Origin of the sequence: Hoylesella enoeca JCM 12259 (assembly GCF_000613405.1) — a bacterium.
Lineage (GTDB): Bacteria > Bacteroidota > Bacteroidia > Bacteroidales > Bacteroidaceae > Prevotella > Prevotella enoeca.
This window is the reverse complement of record NZ_BAIX01000043.1, coordinates 1-19741: the sequence shown is the minus strand read 5'-3', so window position 1 is coordinate 19741 and position 19741 is coordinate 1. Positions and strand designations below refer to the sequence as shown.

The following is a 19741-nucleotide window of genomic DNA, read 5'->3' as shown; positions in this document are numbered from 1 at the left end:
CATTCACGCGAAAATGCTGGTCGTAAAATCGCTTAAATGCTTCTTTGGCACATAGCGATAGATTCTTTGTGATGAGTACCCACCTTTCGTTCTTGACCTTGATGAGGTTGGAAACCTGCCCATAGAACTTTCCTGTCTGCTGGAGAATGGCAATGGCTTCCCTTTCATTGTCGGTCATCTTGGGAACGGCTGTTACTTCTCCGTTAAGGAGTGTCTCACGGCAGTAATCTGAGAACTTTCGCCCTGCACTTTCCGCTTTTGACTTGATACGCTGCTTCTCTTCTAAGGTGCATCTTACCTTGATGAACTCCGTCTTGTTCATCCGCTGTTCTTCCTTATCCTGTTGCTGCCATCGGGCAGCTTTTCCCTTGTATCTGCTCATATAAGTTTCCTTGAAAGTTTATCATTGTAGATGATTTGTTGTTTCTTAATTCCTGAACTCTGACCGATGAGAACGGAGTGATTACGGTCTTATCTCCCCGACAATCGAACGAGGGGAGCAAGAGCTGTTTGTGGGTACAAACTGACGTCTTGCAATGCCAGATAACGAAACGTTGACGTACAAGGCGTTTTGCTGCCGAAAAGTGAATGCCGTGTATTCCATGTATAACTGCGTTCGTGGTGTTCCCATCATTCAGTATGTTTGACCAATTTCTGTTGCTATGTTCTCTAAAAAAGGGTTGAGGGTTTTGAGTGGAAAGGTTGTCCCATTTCAAGAAAACCCTCACCCTTTTCCTGTGGCTCACAACCTTCTCCATTTCTCTATGTCCTCACCATACTCTTCCAGATGGAGGCGCACGATGTTCTCCACGAAACTTGAAAGGTTGCTGCCCCTTTCGCCCAACCTGCGAACGATGAAGTCGGCACGCTCCTGTGTCTCCCTGCTCAGATAAACCGCCTTTCGGTTGCTCAACTTAGCTGGTACAAGATAGGCTTGCTTGTAGGCTTCGAGTGTCTTCTTCCTCATCTTGGACTGATACGTCTTTGAACAGCCATATTCTCAGTATGCCGTGTATGCTCGGATTGCCCAGAAGTGATATCCGCTTCTCCTTGAGTAACACTGTCCTCATTCATTTCTACGTCCGTTGTTGTTTCCTCCACAGGAACGGGTTGTGCTTCCGTCTGTGGGATTACCTCATTGTCCATTTCATCTTCTTGGTTGTTCAAGAACCACGAAAGGTCTTTGTCATTCATCATTGTTTTCTTTTTCATTTCTCTATCTGATTTTATGTTTGACTTGTTTTGATTCCTTGTTTTGATTTTGGTCTGTAACCGACATGTGTGCTTGTATCTGCCCTTTATGCTTCTGTCGCTCGCGGACACGACTGACATGAAACTCGTTGAGGTCTTTGAAATCCTTGTAGTGTATGCTCATGTCCTCAACATGAAAGCCTGCCCCTGCAAACTCCTGTACAGCTCTCCGCCCTGCATCGTCATTATCAAGAAAGGTACGAATGAAAGATATTCCCTGCGCATTCATATACCGAATTGCTTTGGCGGTATTGCTCACGGAGTTTAGCACAATACAGGCATTTGTTACTTCTTCTTTCATTGAAAGGAAAGAGAGGAAGTCCATAAATCCCTCGAACACGCAAGTTGGCTGTATTTGGTTTATTATCTTGTCGGTGAATATAGGAGTAATGTCCTTCGGAGCTATCGTTCCCTTGAACGAGTGATTGTCTCGGAGCTCATATCCTCCCAACAGGTTGGCAAAGCCAATGGCTTGGTAGCGCCTGCCCCTTACCTCGTAACTGATATATTTAAGAAATGGCGTTGCCTTTTCCATGTCAATGCAGCGTTCCCTCGCAAGATACTCCTGCAAATGTGGCGGCAAGGTTTCTGATACTTCTATCATTTTCCTTGCCCCATTTGCAGCCATTACAGGTTGTAAATTATTTGACACTAAGTCTTTACGAAAACTATATGTTATATTATCGGAAGCGTTTTGTCCCAAACGGCAAATGGCTTCCGACAGCGTGCAGTCCTCCAAGCGCATACAGAGGTCGATGATGCTTCCGCCCCTACCTTCGGCATAATCTATCCAGAGGTTCTTCTCTGTGTCCACCTTAAAACTCGGATGCATCTCCTCCCTGAACGGTGAGCGGTACATGGCATAGGAAGGTGTTCTGCGCATAGGTTTGATGCCTTTCCTTTCAAGATACTCCACGATGGGGTATCGCTTGATACGTGATAAATCTTCTTTTTTCATTGTTTTGATACATTAATGGGTTGAATGATAATTATTTATGTTTGTCTGTTTTTGTGGTTTTACATTTTCCAAAGTTTTTCCCCTCCAAACTTTTTCATCTTTCTTCTTACTACATACTATTTTGTAATAAGTGATTGATAATCAGTATTACTTTGTAGTATAAGACAATACTACACATTCTACTACATTTGGCTACTACAAGTTTTAAGGAGCGGGCAGGGCAAGATTTTTCTAATCTTGTAGACATAAATAGGGCTACTACCGTTTCTTCGTTTGCTCACCTTTATGTATCCTGCTTTCTTCAAGGCTTCGCCCATACGCTTGGCAACAAGTGGTTGGTGAGTATAAATACCCAAATAAGTGAGTATCTCCGTAGTGGTCATTAACGAATAACTTTCATCCTCCGTTGGCTTTTCAAAACAACGCAACAAAAGCTCCATCTCTGCAGTCTGTACTTGAAAGTCCTCACTCTCTCTGTATAGTTCGGCAATCTCATCATCATCAAACCAATAGCGGAAGCCCATGTTCAACAAGGCTTTAGCTTCCGTATAGACATTGTCCATCGAGATAGCCTTTGCTCTCTCAATATCTATGGAAAGCACTTCAAAGGGCAGGAACCGTCTGCTTCCCGTGGGGTCTGTCAGAAAGTCGTTGCCGTTCACCGATGCCACGAAGCTTGCCAAGTGGGGATGTTCCTCCACATACTTGTCGTAGGGCATACGGTATTTGACCATCGGGCAGGTTATGAGGTTCTTCAGCTCGTTCTCATCCCGTTTGTTGAGGGCTTTGAGCTGGTCGTCAATGTTTACGATGAGATTTTGCCCTATATAGGTAAGCGTGTCCTTCTCCTGCGGATATATCTTGCCCGTGTAGCTGTAACCATGCAGGGCAGGTGGGCAGAGTAAGTCAAGGAATGTTGTCTTGAACTTGCCTTGCTCACCTGTCAGTACAAGACAGGTATGGTTACGGCATTCACGGTTGTCCATGGCGTTGGCAACCACTGCCACGAGCCATTTGGTAAGGTATGGCAGCCACTTGTCAGAGTTGCGCACAACTACGCAACTTGCCAGTTCGGGAATGGCTTTCAGTGAAAAGGAAGAAATATCACAATGGTTATTGTGTTCATTATTACCATTACCACTACTGCCATGACTACAACTATCGCTATTGCCACTATAATTACCTCTGCTATTACCAATATCCACCAAGGGCAATCCATTGAAATACTCCTGTATGGGATTGACACGTGGAGAGAAGCTGCTCTCTATAATGGAATAGAGGTTGTCGGAAGATGTGATAATCCCCACATCGTTGTCAAGTTCCCTGCGGAGCGTGTTGATTTCATAGCGACCCACTTTTGAGAAGTGAGCATCTTCCTTGCTTCGGTATTCGGTTCGCCCCAACACCGTGTTGTACCTAAACTCATAATAAGAGGAGAGATAGGTTTCTATCTCACCATTTTTGGAGGAAGTCTTCCTTTGCTTGGGCGTATTATTTTCGTCCACTGAATTGCCTTTATCTGCGTTCCTGTTCATTATATGCTTGGTTTGGTTTCCGAGAGTGAAGTTATGAAGAGAACTGGAAAGTTCCAAGCATTCGGAGAGTGCTTGCATAATGTTGCGTTCATTCGCAATAAAGTTCGCACGGATTTTTGAGGAGACAGGAAAAGAAATAACTGATTTAAGCCCGAATTAAATCAAAACAGGGGATAAAATAGCAAGGAAAGATAGAGGTAGAAGTGTACCCCTTTGCACACGTTTGCAGTATTCTGCACCGATATTGCAAACAATAAGAATCAGCACAGAAATAGGGTAGCTTTTGTCCACACCAAGAGTGCTACAAGGTGCCACTTAAAAGAAGTATGATAGAATAGGACATGCACCGCCCTATCTTTGCGCCAAACAGACGGTGAAAGAAGAAAACAGGGAAAGAATGCGCAAACGGCTGCCGATAAAATGCGTTAGCTTTTCCTTGAAGTTCCCGATGTTTCCCTGCTGCTTTGAAGTATGACAAACTCATCATATTTTTGCAGGCATAAACGTGCGATGAAACGCAGAACAGACAAAGGTGTTGTCAATACCAATAAGACAGAATTACAAACAAAATAACAATAAAACTATGGGATATTTTATCATTACGGATTCAAATTGGGCGAGGCTGAGGAATGAGATACTCTGTCTTGCCGAGACCTGCCACAAGGCATTTGGGGAACAGAGCAAGCATACCGATTGGCTGCACAACGGCGATGTGTGCAAGTTGCTTAATATCAGCAAACGCACCTTGCAACACTATCGGGATACAGGTGTGTTGCCCTTTGCTCAAATAGGGCATAAGTGCTATTACCAGCGTGAGGACGTGGAGTGGCTGTTGCAGACTAAATCGGAGAAGCCTAAAACAGATAAATCTAAGAATAACAAATAAAACAAGATGACAATGGAGTCAATAAAGGAATTGAATATGGAAGCGGATGATTTGCAGGTGGTGCTGTCCGCACTTGAAGGAGTGAACAGACGGATAAAGGAAGTGGCACAGACACACAAACCGCTATTTGGCGGTGAGCATTTCCTAACGAGCAAGGAAGTATGTGAGCGGCTGTATATCAGCCTCGTACCTTGCAGGACTATCGGGACAGGAAGATTATTCCATATACGCAATTCGCAGGGAAGATACTTTATAAGGCTTCAGACTTGGAAAAGATGCTGAATAAAACTATGAACCTGAGTTCGGGATAAACTCACCTTGTGTTTAGTTTTTGAAGTAAGGGTACAAGCCCTTTATCCCTGTCAATTGGCAGGGAAGGCGTTTTTGCCCATACAATTCAGTTTCGATTATCTCAAAATATGGCCAAGTGTCCGCCTTTGTCTTCAATGCAGAAGTCTATATTTATAGATGGCTTCTTGTTGAAGAAACTATAGGCTGCAATTGCTGCGAGTGCGTTCATTGCGAAATTGAGTACGCTACGGTGTCTGGAATGTACCAGTTGAGCGACGTTCTTGAGTTCGTCATTGGTGGTTTCTATGACCGACCTCTTCCTTAGCAGGATTTTGTCATACAAGGGTATGAGCTTGTTTTGCATGTTGCATCTCAGACCAGTAACCAATTGTACGCCATCGTTGAAAAGCCTGTCGAACAGCCCCTGTGATATGTACCCTTTGTCTGCAAAGAGTTTCCCAAAAACATTGTCGCTCAGTCTGTTGAATACGTTTTTATCCCTGTCGTCCACATTGGCCTTGGTCAGCATGAAATTTAGAACTTCCCCTCTTTCGTTGACGATGGGGTGCAACTTGAAACCGAAATACCATCCCATGGCACTCTTCCCGACAATATCATAGTCCTTGAACACCCTGTTGCGCTTTATACGCTTGTTATGACAGACGGGGATACATATGCTATCCACAAAACTTATTCCTGTACAACGGCCGAAGCAGCACACTTGTAGGAAGAGCATCATTTCCATAGAAAGTCGCGCCTATAGTTCAACGAAGCGGTTATATGAGAGTTGCTCAGGGAACAAGTCTACAAGGTGTTCCTTCACATAGGTGTTATACAATTTTGCCCGCTTTGTATCTATCTTTTGCAACAAAATATAAAGATGATAGATGAGAATTGTATAGTGAGAAAAGTAATCAAATTAATCGCCTTAGCCATTCTCAAAACAACATGTCATGAACGCTCACAAAATGCAAACATTTAGCATCCTTTATAATCTTACATTACATCCAACATATATCAACCTTTTATTATAGAATTTGACGAATTGTTGTTCATAGTTCTGACTATAATAGTTATATTGTTGATTACTGTGATTTGTAATGTTGGTGATTGTGATAAAGGGAACTACTCCTATTTTTCCAATTTGAAAGTATCTGTTTATTGATAAGTCCAGTGTAAAATAGTCATTATACTTTTCACTGTTGAGATTACCATACACGACGTTGCCGTTTCTCGATATGATTGGAGTATAAGGCAGTCCACCTCTATATAAGCAAGATACTGAGATATTTATTATTTTTGGATCCAAGTATGACAGCATAAATTTACCCATGTGTCCAAAACTGTTGTCAGAATCAAAAGTCAAGTTGTCATATTTCATCTTTGCTTTAATGAAAGAACAGCTTCCAGACCATTCAAGGCAAGACCACGAATATTTACCATACAATTCTAAACCCATAATATTATTATCTACCCCATGAACTCCCTTTCTACTAATAAGATGTTGCGGTAAACTTTCTTCTTTCCAATAAACAGCTACTTTGCATTCACTGTTTTTTGTTAGATTGCAATTCCAATCCAATGACATTTGTCGTGACTTGGCATTATCAAACTTTCGGACAACATAACTTGGTGAGCAAAGTGTATTGTATCGACCAAGCGATACTATCAGAGAGCATTTCCTGTTTAGAACATATTTTACGTTTGCTTGATATGACCATCTTGTTTTTTCGCCAAGTTGAAATATGTTGCGGACACTTGCTCCTAATATGAAACTACCTATTATCCATTTCCCATAAGCATAAGCCTCGTATTTTGTAGTATGAAGATTGTCTTTACCATATCGTGTTGAAGCAATGTTTACTAAATCATAAATATAAATAGGGTAATTACCATGATAATGATACGAGTTATATTCATAATCTGCTCCTACGCTTATGGTTATTTGCTTTGGGAAAAAATGTTTATAGGAAGCAGAAATAAACACGCTTTTTTGTGAGGTTGTGTCAGAGATGTTGCCATAATTGTAGTTACTGTCAGACATGTCTAATGCTGCATTAACTCCCAATACTCCTTCTTTGGCATGCAGGCGATAATTTAGAATATTAAAATTTCTAATATTTTTGGCATCCTGTATTCCAAGATAATTATACATTCCGCGCTCAGCCAGATAGGATTCATTAATGATATAAGCGTATCCGTTTATGTATGATTTAGTAGATACCGTTGTCCGAAAATTTACGCCTCCGTCTGTGGATGCAAAGCGTTGGAGATAGTCTAGGCTCTTACTGTTAAGAATTTTATACAGTTCTGATTTTTGTTTGTTTCCGTACACTTGAAAGAAGGTTTTGTCGTTTATCTGTGTGGCATGAAACACACCAACATTGGCCAATGATAAAGACAGATTTGTCTCATGTTTTTGAGTTAAATTATCCGTAGTGTTTAAAGTAACAACACCACCAATAGAATTGCCAAATTCTAAAGGTGGATTGCTGGGATAAACAAACTGCTTACTAACTATGTCTGCACTGAATAAGCTGAAATTACCTATGCCGTTAAGTTGCTGGTTACGCACTGGATTTTTTACGGGTACCCCATTGATAAAAACTCTGCTATAATTACCAGAACTACCTCTTAACTGTGGATTAGCACTTTCCTCAGTAGATGTACTATATGATTGTAGTGCAACAGCTCGTAGAGGATCTGCACCTGCTGATGGTGTCATATAAATAGATATTTTGTCTAGTTGACTTGCAGCAAACTCCTTACTGGCAACAGGGTCAGCTCGTACTACTACCTCGGAAAGTGTTGTTGTACTTTGATTTGGAACCAAAGAAATGATACAAGGCTCTTTCCAATTGGTCAATAGAATTTTATAGTCTTTATATCCCAAATAGCTGACCATTAGTGTGTCTGTATAAAGACTGTCTGGTATATCAATACTAAAGTAGCCATTATCATCAGTAATTGTATTCACACAACGGTGTGGGATAAGGAAAACGCTTGCTGCAAAAACAGGATTCTTACCCTCAAATACGCGTCCCGTTATGGTGGTCTGACTATGAATATCTAATCTGATAAATAGTGCTAGCCACATTAGAACAACCATCTTAATAGTTTTCATATTTCTTAAAAGCTTGTTCTTTTGGAAATTCCTTTATTGCCTTTTTGTAATATTGCCTAACCTTGTCTTTTTTGTTATTTTCATAGTAATAAGCCAAGAGCAATGAATACGCTTCTATCTTGCCCCAAGATGGTCGATATTGATTCTCAATATTTTGAGAAGGTAAACTGACTGCTTTAAGCAAATAATTTTCGCATTTTTCTTTTCCACCATATAGCTTTGGTGTGTAAAAGTCAATTATGCCCAACACAGCCCATCCACGTATATTTTTAGAATCTAACTCTACAGCTTTAGATGCATTACGCTTACTTTTTGCTGACAATATTCCACTTTCCATTCCTTTTGAATAACGGATAAATTGACTTTGCATGTATCCAAGTAGTGCATAGTCTTCTGTGGTCTTATTTTGTTCCTTGTCCAGCAAGTTTATACCGCACTCCAAATTGTTTTTTGCTTCACCGACTTGTTTTACTGATGCATAATATACAGACTTGCACATCTGTAGATATGCTTTCCAATAAACCCATATATTTCCTTTTTTTGAGGAAAGTGTTTTTCCTACATTAGTAAGAGGCTCTACTGTTCTTTTCTTCAAAGCCAACTCCAAAGAATCATCAATATGGGCTTGCAAAGATTCTTTGCCTTGATATTGATGTGCTCCCAATGATACAATATTGCATGATGCAAATAAAAGTATCGAAATTAAAAATTGCTTAACCATAATAAATGTCATTAATATGTTGTTATATAAATTTTTAGTAAGACTACTAATAGAGCTGCCCACACAAGAAAATGAAATATCCATGCAGGACTAAGGAAATATGACTCTTGAAGTTCTTTTAAATATTCCTGAATTTCTTTCTCTTGTTCATCATTACATATATACGTAGGAATTTTCTCCAAATCTCTTTTGTTTGCTATCCAAAAAACAATTGACGAATAATCCGAAAGAAACGGATTCGTTTCAAAAATGATTTGTATAGAAATAACCAATAATATTATCTGCACACCTTCAAATGCAACAAGGTTAAAAAACACAAACAAACATATTGTCATTAGATTTCCACTAAGCAAATATACGATACGCTTGAGATGTGTAATACCCTTTTCTAAAACCGCGATATATACTCTAGGGAAAGGACGCCAAGAAAAAGAGATTTTGTCTATTTGCAAACCTAACAATTTAGCCGCACAATAGTGACCTCCTTCATGCATGAAGAGGACTATAGTCGAAATTATGATGACAAGTATAAAACGCATAAATTACCTTTTTTGCTTTTTTTTCTTACTTATTATGTATGTGGTCAATTGCAACAAAATGATTTCAATAATTAGCACATAAAACCAATTCCCCTCGCCTCGCATAATGTGTAGTATTGGTGTCATTGGATTAATTGACACAATCATTGCAAAGGCAGGATTCATATCAGTTATTGGATAAAAACAATCACTTAAGAATATTATTACATAAAATATCCCATTTAAGATACTGCCTTCTGAATGTTTATCTTCAAGAAACTCTGCAATTATCTGTCCTAATAATGTAAAAACATAAACACCTATACATATTCCTATTTCTAACAAGAGTAAATCTTTAAAACTGAAAATTGTATGTGAAATAACGAACGAGATGACTATGAGAACAATTGTTGCACAAGTAATTAGAAAGATTCTGCTTAGAACTAACGAGGCTATATGGGTAATGTATCCTCTTGGTATCGTTTTCAGTATTCTAACCATACCATTCCTATTGTATTGTACGATTATCCGACCGATTGCCATCATAGCATTACTTGCAACTGTAATTGCGACAATTCCTGTGCATATAAATTTTGTATATGTAACAGAATCATTGCCCCAAACAAATACGAATACAACGTACAAAAATATCGGAAATATGAACGAAAAGAACAAGGCTTTCCTTACTCTTAAGAAGTTCAAAATTTGATAGTACGTTCCGATGAGTATTGCTTTCATTTTCACTTCTTTGTTAGATAATTGTAAATATCAGTTAAATCAGTCTCGACAATTGAATAATTAGAAGTTATATTTCTAATAGATGCAATGATTTCCTCATTCAAATTTTTGAGTAAAATTGTTGTTTTCTCATTGAGTCTATAATATTCAATATCTTTTTTTTGTTCATTGGGAATCTCTTTTCCAATCACTATCTTATAGTGGAATGGATAGTTCTCTAGAATCTCCTTGCGTGTCATTGGTGGCAATACTATCTTACCATTGTTTAAAAACATAAATTTTGTAGCATATTTTTCTGCCTCCTCCCATTTGTGAGTAGAGAAGATAATAGTCTTGCCAAACTTAAGGTAATTTTCCCAAATCGAATCAATAGTCTGTTCATCTAAGTCAGAACTAAACTCATCCAATAGGACATAATGAGGATTATGCATCAATGCTACGGTTATTGCTACTTTTTTCTTTTCTCCTCTAGATAACGTTTTCATTAAACGCTCCATAATACTATGCAAACCAAGGAAATTGCAAATGTCCAATTCAAAACTTTGCAGTTTTCTCATTACTGCAAAATATCGTATAACCTCTTTAACTTTTAACCAAGGAAAGATTTCAACTTGATCCCAAACAACACCATAGTTAGATCTTAAAGAGGAAAAATTCTGTTCTATAGAAATCGAACCTCTTGTAGGTTTTGCAATCCCTAAAAGTAGTTCAAGTAAGGTAGTCTTACCAGAACCGTTAGATCCCAATAGTGCAATTCTTTCGCCCTTGTTGATGGTAAAAGAAATATCGTCTAAGATAACATTGCCTTTATCTGTCACATATGACAACTTACTAACATTTATCTCATTCATTTTATTGCCCTTTTCCTATAACTATTACACCTTGAATGGTCTCCATCGGAGGAGTGATGTTTAGCAATGCATTAAGAGAATCATCAATATATCCTCCCAAAATGCAAGATGAAAGATTCATTGACTCACATATTAATGAAATATTTTGACTTACTTCGCCTACCTCTTGCAGTATGAACCTGTACCCTCTTTCTGCGTATTTAATCATATTTCGCTGAAACACAGATGTTATTAGAATTATGCAGGAACATGATTCGATGTTAATATTTCCACTTGCAGTTATATCGCTGATTTGTTTTATATTCACATCTTCTAAAATCAACTCTAATTTATCGCTGTCTGGACGATAATGATATAGACCTTTTCTTATGGAAGAATTATGAATAAAAACATACAACTCTAGAGGATATAAAGCACCACCAGAAGGAACTGCTCTATAATGCCAAATGCCTTCTCCATTGTGGATCTTGGAACCTCCTGTAATACCGTAACTATAGTGAAAGATATTGTATAACTCATTTGTTGATATTTCATAATCCTCATACTTACGTGTACTTCTTCTTCGTTCTATCAGTTGTAGCAACATGTTGCTTTCTGTCGTCGCACCAATACCTAATTTAATTTGTGGCTTGGACGTATACACCTTATATGGGTTTATTGCTCGCCGAATTACACTTGGGTTTGTATAAGACATAATCCTGCTCCTTTCCTGAAGAAAGCTGAATTTATCATATTTTGATGCTTCTTGAAATCTTAGAGCAAGTGAATTCTCAAACGGCTTCAAATTTGTCATTGAAACGTCAAGATTGTTGATTATATTATTGACTTTCATATTCTATCTATGGGAATGGATGAGGGTATTTGTTTAAGTTTTCATAGTTGTGCGATTCGTATCCTAATTTTCTAGGAACTTCATATAATCGATCACCGCCAAGTGGATAATACAAGTAGGCTCCAGTCATCTGTAGAAGTTGAGGTACTATTACTCTTGTACAGTACATTCCACATTCAAACGCATCAGGGGTTGTTAAATCTTTGAGAAGGACATTATAGTCTAATTTCTTCAGTCGATTAACAATCTCCAATACCTTATCTTCAGAATGTAATGAACTCGTCTCATTAATATCAATATTCATAGATGGTTGCGCCTCTATCCAAGGTGCAAATACAGTTCTGTATTCTGGATGCTTCAAGTAGAATACTGAATGGCGTTCAAAATCTTTCAACTCCGCAAAATCATCGCTTGATATTGTCCTATTATTCAAAATCGTATACCTAAAGTAAGGAATCGTCTGCGCTATCTCCTGTATAACTTTTTTTTAATGCCTCTCCCTTTGTACTCCGTGTTGCAGTTCCAACAGCAATAAAATTGCCGAAGTCTGCCGTTCCGACACATATACCGAAAACTGAAGGAACACCAAGGTCGTATGTTATATCGAATAAATGCCATTTATAATCTACAGGAAAGAGCTTAGAAATATATTTACCAATATCATTCGATATATAGATTTTAGGAGGTACAATTTTCTGAAACCATGTAAGTACGAAAGAATCTCGCTCAATTACTTCATATAAAGAAGTCAAGACAGATTTTATATAGTTGCTATGAGCTGCTAAGCCTGTTGAAACACCATAAAATATCGGTCGTGGGTCATTTTGCCATGGAAGGTATATAAAAGTACAAGGACAATATAATGTTTTACCTGTTGTCAAATCCACACAATTATCCCAATATACTTCAGTATTGGCATCGAACTCTTGGATTAATTCATTACGCTCCTTAAATAAAGCGATTTGCTCGCGGCTAAACAACGCAAATTTAGAAGGTTCAACTGCAGGAACTTTCAAATCGTTGTATGAAGCCTTTTTCATTTGGTTTATTCTGAATAAAGAAGGACAATATCTTTCTATCGTTTCGCCTATAGTTGAAATATATGCATCATACATATCAACTCCACAACCACTACTTCGCCCACCATATCTAGCACCTCCTAATAGCTTTGTGTTACATGCTGTTATTCCAAAGCTAGTTATCATAGGATCCTCATTGTGTCTACTAGCTTTGCTAATAGAGCGCATAATACCATTTTGAAATGATATCATTTTTTGGCTTCGAAAAACCATATTATTAATAACTCCCATTTTATTTCTCTTTAAGAATAATTGTTTCCAACCAAGGAGAGGTTGAGTATGATAATTCAGGATTGCAATGCTCGCATAACGGGTTCTTTAGAAAATAATGCTTTGTTATTGAATAATTTGATGTATTCAGCAGCAAAGTATTCTTCCAACTTTCAGGTACCCCAAGTCCTAAGATGTATTTGTTAATATCAAGAATTACAATGCTTGCAATTATGTCTTCGATAGGTAGAGAGCTAATCTTATTTTTTGAAAAAGTTTTCTTTTCAGTAAGATAGATTCTGTATGCTTCAGTATATGAGCTGTTGAAATCATTACTTGCCATCCTACTTGCAAGACATTCATAACATCCTGTCTCTTTCCCATGGAAAATAGGACCGACACTGTAATTTACATTATCTATCATTCCATCAATGTATAGCCATGGCTTATTTTTATCAAACATTGCGGAATTAAAGCAAGATAATAAGTATGGATTCCAAAATGTTGCATCCATTATGACGAAATCATATGTGTTTGCAATTTCTTCAATTTTTATTTCAGTTAAGTTACTGTTGGGCGTATATATTACACTAACAGTTTGATAACCTTGAAATTTTGCTTTTTCAATAAGGCGTTCACCTAATTGTTTGTGTCCAATAAAACACAACTTGCATTTACATGGAATTACAGAAATCCCTTTCCATAGGTTGTATGAATCCGCTGCTTGTGTATCTTCTTGTTCATAGTCGGAATAATTTCCACTATTTAATAATTCGCATTTCTGAAGTTCTTGAACAACATCCAACACCTTACTATGACAAAAATGACATAGTTCTTTCTTTATAATAGCAAAACTAATGATGCTGTACTTCTCGTATAGCTTTAGAATGTTCGAAAAGATTTTCTCTTCTTCAGGATCAGGAAACTCAAAAATTAGCGTATCACTTTTTGTACGAACCTGATACACTTTGTTTTGTGAGTCGAAAAATATGTCAAATTGGTTCATGATGGTTTAAATTAAAGATTAAAGCGAGGTGATAAAGTAAAACGGACGTTCCTAACTTCTTCACCTCACCGTGATTACATACTTACTCTGATGCACAGCAGCAGCTGCAGCTGCAGCAACAACAAGAAACGGTTAAGGATGCCTCGTCTGTAATAGCAGATGTTTGAATTGCAGAGTTAGCAATTAAGCGTCTTACCTTCATAGCTTTTAGTTTTACTGGTTTAGTCTACTTTCACGTATTCCTATCAATGAGACTTTTAACTGATAGGATTTAAACTTGAGATTTGTTTATTCCAAGTGTTTCCGTGTTAATTTTGATATAAATATAGTCTTTTCTATTTTGTAGATTATTGCAAATTAAGCTTTAAATATTGCAAATTTTCATTATTAATGAAGATTTGCAATATTTCATTTGTAATTTACAATACAATTTGGTAAATTTGCGAAAAACAATCCATGACCCAATCTATATTTACATACAAAACCATCAAGTTAAGTCATGAAACGATTGGCAAATATTCATTTTCAAACCATCAAATACATATCACAAATGCCTTTGATGGTCACTATAATAATATCAACCTTTCCGACCAAAATTTACATACTCATGACTTTTATATGCTAACATGGGTTGAATGCGGAAATTTTGAATATACTTTTGATATAGAAAAATATCATATAGATAGTAGTACTTTGCTGTTAATTGCCCCAGGTGACATACATTCTTATTATTCGGATTGCGTAATTGAAGGTTTCTCTATTTTCTTTACTGAGAACTTTTTTAGTTCATTACCAGAAAACTGCTCCCATTATTTAAAGCATAATATTCTGCGGAATTTACCTTTCTTGAAATACAAAAGCGAAGAAAGTAGATTGGCATTTAAGACCTCTGTAGAAACCCTAAAGTATAACTTACGATTATTCTCCAATCATCGTAGAAATTATTTAGGAGTATATGCTGCACTAACTTTACTTTTATATGGAATCTCTGAAACAGAAGAGTTTAAAAGTATTGCTTCCAAAATAGAGAAAACACAAAAACAGAGCCTTGAATTGTATTTTGCTTTTTTAGACAAATTGGAGGTTCAATATAAACAATTCCATTCGGTGCAACATTATGCCGATGAATTAAGAATTTCCGTCAACAAATTAAATATGTATTGCAAAGAATGTTCGGGAGAGACTCCTGTAACAATAATTAACAACCGTATTATTCTGGAAGCAAAGCGTTTGTTAATTTATACTTTAAATAGAAGTGGAGAAATATCCAATTTGCTGGGTTTTGCCGAACATGCCCATTTTGTAAATTATTTTAAAAAGAACGTAAATATGACGCCAACTGAATTTAGATGCAAATATGGAAGAAGACCTTGATTGTTATAATGAAATCGTAGCATAAAAAAGTTAGTCAGCTGACACTGGAATGTGATTTTTGCTATATCCAGTTCGTATCGTTTAAACGGTTTGCAGGGACATAATGCTTGATAAGTAAAGCTTTCTTCTACAAAATCAAAAAAATCATTTGCCAACTTTGAACAACCTATTTGAAAAATACTAGTTTTGAAATTAATTGTGTTTCACAATCCATTTTTGACTGCATTACTTTGTATAAAAGTGTAGAAAGTACCCACTTGGTAGTAATAGCTATCCCATCTTTCAACTACGGAATAGTCCATTTTCCTTCACCGCTTTATCCTTTATTGTAGTTATGTAGTAAGATATAATCAGTGAAAGAAAAAGGAAAGATAAGAAATAATCAATTAGTTATTCGTGCTACCGAGCAGAAATATCGGTGTTATCACGGATGCAGGTTTCTGCAATCTCTCACAGATATACTTTCTGAACAAATGCGCTTCCATGCCGTCCAATAGAAAGGACAGGGAAATGATAATTGAAAGAGGATAGAGCGGTGCATAACCTTTAGTTTGTCCGTTGATGAAAACAGGTCCTTGACCTGCATCCCTTTCATCGGGATGCAGGTCGGAAGATGTCATTATTGTTTGAAACCTATGGTTGACTTTCCTCCATGTTACACCGAAGAATCTTGCAAGTTGGCTCTCCGTCATGGCTATCTCTCCGTTTTCCTTACGAATGACCTGCATATTGCAGCCCCAATCAAAGAAACTGCGATGATTGGCAGTGTTTGTTCTTATTTTTAGGTTGTTGTTTGTCTTCATGCCGTTTCCTCCATTTTACAGGTTATAATATCCGAAGGTTCACAAGCCTCTCTCTCCGCTAATAGGCTTCAAAAGGGCTTCACAAGGGTTGTCAATTTAGCCTTCAAAAATTAGCTAATCGTTGTAAAATCAAGGTTTTACAACGATTTTTCTTTGTATATACCTCCATTGCCTGACGGCATAACCCTATATTTTGACAGTCATCTTTCGGTCAAATTCTGCTACACTTACTGCTACACAAAAATTGCAGTAGCAAAAAATGTAGCAGTGACGGGATTTTGAATACCATATTGACGGCGTCAACTCTTTCTTTTTCAATGTATTAAGTATTAACTTTGCAGCCGAGTGCTACACAAAAGAATGATGCATTATGAGAACAAATTTCAAGGTGTCCTTCTACCTACGCTCAAACTATGAGAACAAAGAAGGAAAGTCGCCTGTAATGCTCCGAGTATTCCTTAACGGAGAGATGGCTAATTTCGGATCTACGAAAATATTCGTGGACAAGTCGCTGTGGAATAACACTACCAGCAGGCTCAAAGGTCGGACGGCAGAAGCCTTATCCGCTAATGCCGCATTGGACTCCATTTCCACAATGCTGAATAACATTTACCACAAATTCGAGGATGATGAATCCTTGTCATTGGATAAAATCCGCTCATTCTTTGTCGGGAAAGACAGGGAGTACACGACCTTTCTCCCTATATTCGACAAGTTCAACGAAGATGTCAGACAGCGTGTCGGACATACCATCAGCAAGGACAGCCTGCAAAAGTACAGCGTTTTAAGAAGGCATTTCGCAGAATTCCTTATCTATAAGTATGGGAAGAAAGATATTGGACTGGCAGAGTTCACGCCATCCGTAGTACAGGACTTTGAGCTGTACCTGAGTACGGCGGCTGGGTGTGCCTATAACACATCAGTCAAGAAATTGAAGGCACTGAAAACCGTGACCATCTATGCGCAAAAGCGTGGCTATCTTCTTCACGACCCATTCCTCAATCATCGTTTCCACTTGGAGCCGGTAAATCGTGGTTTTCTCACGGATGAGGAAATTATGAAGATAGCCAACAAGGATTTTGCTATTCAACGCTTGGAGTTAGTAAGGGATGTTTTCATCTTTTCATGTTTCACAGGTCTGGCATATATTGATGTTTCCAATCTCACACCGGACAATATCGTAACACTTGATGACAAGCAGTGGATTATGACCAAGAGACAGAAAACAAGTGTGGAGACAAATGTTTTATTGCTTGACATTCCCAAGAGTATCATCGCCAAGTACAGTCATAGGACCTATCGGGACGGTAAACTATTTCCCATCCTAACGAATCAGAAAACCAACGCATATTTAAAAGAAATTGCCGACCTTTGCGGTGTCAAGAAGAATCTGACCTTCCATCTTGCCCGGCATACATTTGCGACCATGTCGCTCAGCAAGGGCGTTCCTATGGAAAGCGTGTCGAAGATGCTGGGACATACCAACATTAAAACTACACAAATTTATGCCCGTATAACCAACAAGAAGATAGAACACGATATGGAACAGCTGGCTGGCAAGTTAGACAAGTTCAATGTTGCTATGGGCATCAACTCAAAATAATGTACAACCCTAAACTAAGAAGATTATGACAACAACAAAGAAAGAACTTTCCTACTTCCGTTTGAAGTTGGAAGCGTATCTCGGAGAGCATTATCCAGAGAGAGTGAATGAAAATACGTTTGTAACTGCTCGCGCAGACGAAGCATTGACAGCTTACTGCGATGCTGTAGCACAAGGTTTTTCTCACCCGGAGGCGGAGACGATGGCAAGCGAAGTATTATACCAAGATTTGCATTTTTCCAAGTATGACACGCTTGTATCTGTCTTAGAGAATGAGTTCGAGAAAGAACTCCCTTCTCCTCTTCCAGAAAGACTAACACCAATGCTTCTGAAGAATAAGGCTGTGCAAAGCATTTTCGATAAGTATGAACTGACTGACGATTTTGGTGCAAGTCCAGAGTATGAGAAACTCTACACCGAACTGACAGGAACAATCGTTCTGCTCATTGAGGTCAATGGTCTGCCAACAGTCGATAGTGAGAACATGACTTGATATAACACCACCAGTAGCTTTTGTAGTGTCAAGAGCCAAGATAAACGCTCCGCTCCACATGCCAAGAGTTTATACTAACACTTGTCTTTGTGTAGCCTGCGCATCTTGTTATTGCTCTTGAACTATTAAAAGCTCCGATATGAATACAATCATCATGAATCAAGACGTCCACACACCTGCCTTCATCAAGGCAGACGCATCGAACAAAACCGATAATATCAAGCAGCAGCCGACTTCTCCCAAGCAAGTCCGCCGCTTCGGTTGGACACGCTTCATCGAACTCGCTATCCTGCTTTCCGTCGTTATCGGTGTCATTTGGCTTATCTCGAAGATTGTAACGCCGCAAATCGTTACCGCCGTGTCAGTCATTGCAGGTTTTCTGATACTGCGCTTTATAGTCAGGGTAATTCTAAAAGTAACATTTGCGCTGCTGAGCATTCTATTTTGGTTGGCTATTCTCTGTGCCATCCTGCTATGCGTGCTTTGAGAAGCACAGCTCTGTAAAACCTTTCATGTTATTTCATCAGGTGGTTATCTCGCATTTTGAGATAGCCACCTTTTCTATTTCCCACTACGAGCGTTGCACTTTTGCTTCCTTTCCAATGCTCCACAATATGCGAAATGAAGAAGACGGATGCTGTTCCCTTTTTATCCGCAAAGGTAGTACGGGGCATGTGGCTTTCAAAAGGTCTGTGCCGCTTGGTTTGTCTGGAAAATCTCCACACCTACGGGTTGTATTTTCCGACAAAACCTTGTGTAAGCCTGCCCCGCTACCTCTATTTTGCTACAAAAAGGAATCAGCATACTCCGATCTTTGGACGCATAAAAAAAATGTCGCTATGGATAAGCAAAAAGTAAATACAACATCTTCGATGAACAGAAAAGGATATAGCTCCTCCTCTCATTACCGCATTAACCCTACGGCTGAAAAAAGTGAGCAAGTGTTGGCAATTAAGTTTGTACAATGGGACGTTCCCCCGTTGGAGAGCCTTTGTAACAGCAAAGTATATCTCCTGCGTATGAAACTCAATCGTGGCGAAATGATGAGCGTGAGGAAAAGAATTGGCTATGTGAAGCGGTGAACTCAAACACCTATTTTCGCACAGCCGTTCCCCTACAAGGCTATCGCTTTGACTTCTTTGATGTACTGAAGAAATACCTTGTCAATCAGTACGGACAATGGACAGAGTATTACGCACCCGACAGAACAAGCCTAAGAGCCTACCTATATGGGCGTATCAATCAAATAGTAGAAATCCCAAAATACTAAGCAATATGAAAGGAACAGAACATTTCACACGGACAATAGCCGAGTATCTCAATCAGCGTGCTATGACAGACCCCTTGTTTGCCCCTAACTTGATGAAACCGAACAAGAATATCGAGGAGTGCATCACCTACATTCTTAATGAAGTGCAGAAAAGCGGTTGCAACGGCTTTGATGATGATGAAATCTTCTCTATGGCTG

At 38.4% G+C, this 19741-nt stretch carries 19 protein-coding genes and 4 pseudogenes; 8 read left to right on the top strand and 15 right to left on the bottom strand.

All coding sequences use genetic code 11. The annotated features are described in order from the left end of the window. The 4 genes and pseudogenes from JCM12259_RS10480 to JCM12259_RS10465 all read right to left on the bottom strand — a co-directional run. Positions 1–382, bottom strand: a 382-nt coding sequence (locus JCM12259_RS10480; RefSeq protein ID WP_025066429.1) for a plasmid mobilization protein, incomplete at its 3' end; no start/stop codon positions are given. Between the two features lie 360 nt (positions 383–742). Then, a pseudogene (locus JCM12259_RS15080) lies at positions 743–1212 on the bottom strand (DUF3408 domain-containing protein). 4 nt (positions 1213–1216) lie between these two features. Next, on the bottom strand, positions 1217–2209 hold the full coding sequence (locus JCM12259_RS10470; protein ID WP_025066428.1) for a toprim domain-containing protein: 993 nt from the start codon (positions 2207–2209) through the stop codon (positions 1217–1219). Positions 2210–2391: 182 nt separating this feature from the next. After that, entirely contained in the window at positions 2392–3822 is a 1431-nt protein-coding gene (locus JCM12259_RS10465) for a virulence-associated E family protein (protein WP_025066427.1), read from the bottom strand. Between the two features lie 505 nt (positions 3823–4327). Here JCM12259_RS10465 and JCM12259_RS10460 point away from each other — a divergent pair. Together JCM12259_RS10460 and JCM12259_RS16265 are read left to right on the top strand one after the other, a co-directional pair. Continuing rightward, positions 4328–4630, top strand: a complete 303-nt coding sequence (locus JCM12259_RS10460; protein WP_025066426.1) for a helix-turn-helix domain-containing protein — start codon at positions 4328–4330, stop codon at positions 4628–4630. Positions 4631–4642: 12 nt separating this feature from the next. Continuing rightward, a pseudogene (locus JCM12259_RS16265) lies at positions 4643–4941 on the top strand (helix-turn-helix domain-containing protein). Between the two features lie 101 nt (positions 4942–5042). On the opposite strand, the pseudogene JCM12259_RS15075 reads toward JCM12259_RS16265, so the two are convergent. The 10 genes and pseudogenes from JCM12259_RS15075 to JCM12259_RS10410 form a co-directional block, all read right to left on the bottom strand. Next, positions 5043–5756: pseudogene (locus tag JCM12259_RS15075) on the bottom strand (IS982 family transposase); the annotation flags it as partial. Between the two features lie 153 nt (positions 5757–5909). Continuing rightward, on the bottom strand, positions 5910–8045 hold the full coding sequence (locus JCM12259_RS10445; RefSeq protein ID WP_025066425.1) for a TonB-dependent receptor: 2136 nt from the start codon (positions 8043–8045) through the stop codon (positions 5910–5912). Next, positions 8032–8778 (bottom strand): tetratricopeptide repeat protein, encoded by a 747-nt coding sequence (locus JCM12259_RS10440; RefSeq protein ID WP_060544196.1) that lies wholly within the window; start codon positions 8776–8778, stop codon positions 8032–8034. The genes JCM12259_RS10445 and JCM12259_RS10440 overlap by 14 nt, the downstream gene beginning before the upstream one ends. Next, positions 8778–9305, bottom strand: a complete 528-nt coding sequence (locus tag JCM12259_RS10435) for a hypothetical protein (RefSeq protein WP_148299617.1) — start codon at positions 9303–9305, stop codon at positions 8778–8780. The genes JCM12259_RS10440 and JCM12259_RS10435 overlap by 1 nt, the downstream gene beginning before the upstream one ends. 3 nt (positions 9306–9308) lie before the next feature. Then, positions 9309–10022, bottom strand: coding sequence for an ABC transporter permease (locus tag JCM12259_RS10430; RefSeq protein ID WP_025066422.1), 714 nt, complete (start codon positions 10020–10022; stop codon positions 9309–9311). A gap of 2 nt (positions 10023–10024) precedes the next feature. Next, the gene (locus tag JCM12259_RS10425) at positions 10025–10873 is read right to left on the bottom strand and encodes an ABC transporter ATP-binding protein (protein WP_025066421.1); all 849 of its coding nucleotides are present in this window, start codon (positions 10871–10873) and stop codon (positions 10025–10027) included. 1 nt (position 10874) lies between these two features. Then, complete coding sequence (locus JCM12259_RS15070) at positions 10875–11705, bottom strand: SagB/ThcOx family dehydrogenase (RefSeq protein ID WP_036888952.1); 831 nt, start codon at positions 11703–11705, stop codon at positions 10875–10877. A 7-nt stretch (positions 11706–11712) separates the two neighbouring features. Continuing rightward, complete coding sequence (locus tag JCM12259_RS17545) at positions 11713–12138, bottom strand: YcaO-like family protein (protein WP_262499186.1); 426 nt, start codon at positions 12136–12138, stop codon at positions 11713–11715. A 10-nt stretch (positions 12139–12148) separates the two neighbouring features. Then, positions 12149–13015, bottom strand: a complete 867-nt coding sequence (locus tag JCM12259_RS17540; RefSeq protein ID WP_199898774.1) for a YcaO-like family protein — start codon at positions 13013–13015, stop codon at positions 12149–12151. 1 nt (position 13016) lies between these two features. Beyond that, a complete protein-coding gene (locus tag JCM12259_RS10410) occupies positions 13017–14000 on the bottom strand; it encodes a TOMM precursor leader peptide-binding protein (protein WP_025066420.1) in 984 nt (327 codons plus the stop codon). 456 nt (positions 14001–14456) lie between these two features. On the opposite strand from JCM12259_RS10410, the gene JCM12259_RS15905 reads away from it, so the two are divergent. Beyond that, positions 14457–15374: an AraC family transcriptional regulator gene (locus JCM12259_RS15905; protein ID WP_025066419.1), complete on the top strand. Its 918-nt coding sequence runs from the start codon at positions 14457–14459 to the stop codon at positions 15372–15374. Between the two features lie 386 nt (positions 15375–15760). Here the strand turns inward: JCM12259_RS15905 and JCM12259_RS10400 are convergent, their stop codons facing one another. After that, positions 15761–16177 (bottom strand): hypothetical protein, encoded by a 417-nt coding sequence (locus tag JCM12259_RS10400; RefSeq protein WP_025066418.1) that lies wholly within the window; start codon positions 16175–16177, stop codon positions 15761–15763. A 370-nt stretch (positions 16178–16547) separates the two neighbouring features. Here JCM12259_RS10400 and JCM12259_RS10395 point away from each other — a divergent pair, with 370 nt between their 5' ends. The 5 genes and pseudogenes from JCM12259_RS10395 to JCM12259_RS10370 form a co-directional block, all read left to right on the top strand. Continuing rightward, positions 16548–17780, top strand: a complete 1233-nt coding sequence (locus tag JCM12259_RS10395) for a site-specific integrase (RefSeq protein WP_025066417.1) — start codon at positions 16548–16550, stop codon at positions 17778–17780. Positions 17781–17805: 25 nt separating this feature from the next. Beyond that, positions 17806–18273 carry a DUF1896 domain-containing protein gene (locus tag JCM12259_RS10390; protein WP_025066416.1) on the top strand — a complete coding sequence of 156 codons (468 nt, stop codon included), beginning with the start codon at positions 17806–17808 and terminating at the stop codon, positions 18271–18273. Between the two features lie 139 nt (positions 18274–18412). Next, positions 18413–18760 carry a hypothetical protein gene (locus tag JCM12259_RS10385; protein ID WP_025066415.1) on the top strand — a complete coding sequence of 116 codons (348 nt, stop codon included), beginning with the start codon at positions 18413–18415 and terminating at the stop codon, positions 18758–18760. Between the two features lie 352 nt (positions 18761–19112). Continuing rightward, positions 19113–19543: pseudogene (locus JCM12259_RS15055) on the top strand (hypothetical protein). Positions 19544–19548: 5 nt separating this feature from the next. After that, positions 19549–19741 (top strand): PcfK-like family protein (locus tag JCM12259_RS10370; RefSeq protein WP_025066414.1); only part of this gene is annotated, 193 nt, incomplete at its 3' end.

What these genes read in the sequence shown, in the direction of transcription:
- JCM12259_RS10430 (WP_025066422.1), bottom strand. Translation starts at nt 10,022, where the DNA reads ATGAAAGCAATACTCATCGGAACGTACTATCAAATTTTGAACTTCTTA.
- JCM12259_RS10400 (WP_025066418.1), bottom strand. Translation starts at nt 16,177, where the DNA reads ATGAAGACAAACAACAACCTAAAAATAAGAACAAACACTGCCAATCAT.
- JCM12259_RS10395 (WP_025066417.1), top strand. Translation starts at nt 16,548, where the DNA reads ATGAGAACAAATTTCAAGGTGTCCTTCTACCTACGCTCAAACTATGAG.
- JCM12259_RS10445 (WP_025066425.1), bottom strand. Translation starts at nt 8,045, where the DNA reads ATGAAAACTATTAAGATGGTTGTTCTAATGTGGCTAGCACTATTTATC.
- JCM12259_RS10440 (WP_060544196.1), bottom strand. Translation starts at nt 8,778, where the DNA reads ATGACATTTATTATGGTTAAGCAATTTTTAATTTCGATACTTTTATTT.
- JCM12259_RS10410 (WP_025066420.1), bottom strand. Translation starts at nt 14,000, where the DNA reads ATGAACCAATTTGACATATTTTTCGACTCACAAAACAAAGTGTATCAG.
- JCM12259_RS15070 (WP_036888952.1), bottom strand. Translation starts at nt 11,705, where the DNA reads ATGAAAGTCAATAATATAATCAACAATCTTGACGTTTCAATGACAAAT.
- JCM12259_RS10465 (WP_025066427.1), bottom strand. Translation starts at nt 3,822, where the DNA reads ATGCAAGCACTCTCCGAATGCTTGGAACTTTCCAGTTCTCTTCATAAC.
- JCM12259_RS10425 (WP_025066421.1), bottom strand. Translation starts at nt 10,873, where the DNA reads ATGAATGAGATAAATGTTAGTAAGTTGTCATATGTGACAGATAAAGGC.
- JCM12259_RS10470 (WP_025066428.1), bottom strand. Translation starts at nt 2,209, where the DNA reads ATGAAAAAAGAAGATTTATCACGTATCAAGCGATACCCCATCGTGGAG.
- JCM12259_RS15905 (WP_025066419.1), top strand. Translation starts at nt 14,457, where the DNA reads ATGACCCAATCTATATTTACATACAAAACCATCAAGTTAAGTCATGAA.
- JCM12259_RS10385 (WP_025066415.1), top strand. Translation starts at nt 18,413, where the DNA reads ATGAATACAATCATCATGAATCAAGACGTCCACACACCTGCCTTCATC.
- JCM12259_RS10435 (WP_148299617.1), bottom strand. Translation starts at nt 9,305, where the DNA reads ATGCGTTTTATACTTGTCATCATAATTTCGACTATAGTCCTCTTCATG.
- JCM12259_RS10390 (WP_025066416.1), top strand. Translation starts at nt 17,806, where the DNA reads ATGACAACAACAAAGAAAGAACTTTCCTACTTCCGTTTGAAGTTGGAA.
- JCM12259_RS17540 (WP_199898774.1), bottom strand. Translation starts at nt 13,015, where the DNA reads ATGGGAGTTATTAATAATATGGTTTTTCGAAGCCAAAAAATGATATCA.
- JCM12259_RS10460 (WP_025066426.1), top strand. Translation starts at nt 4,328, where the DNA reads ATGGGATATTTTATCATTACGGATTCAAATTGGGCGAGGCTGAGGAAT.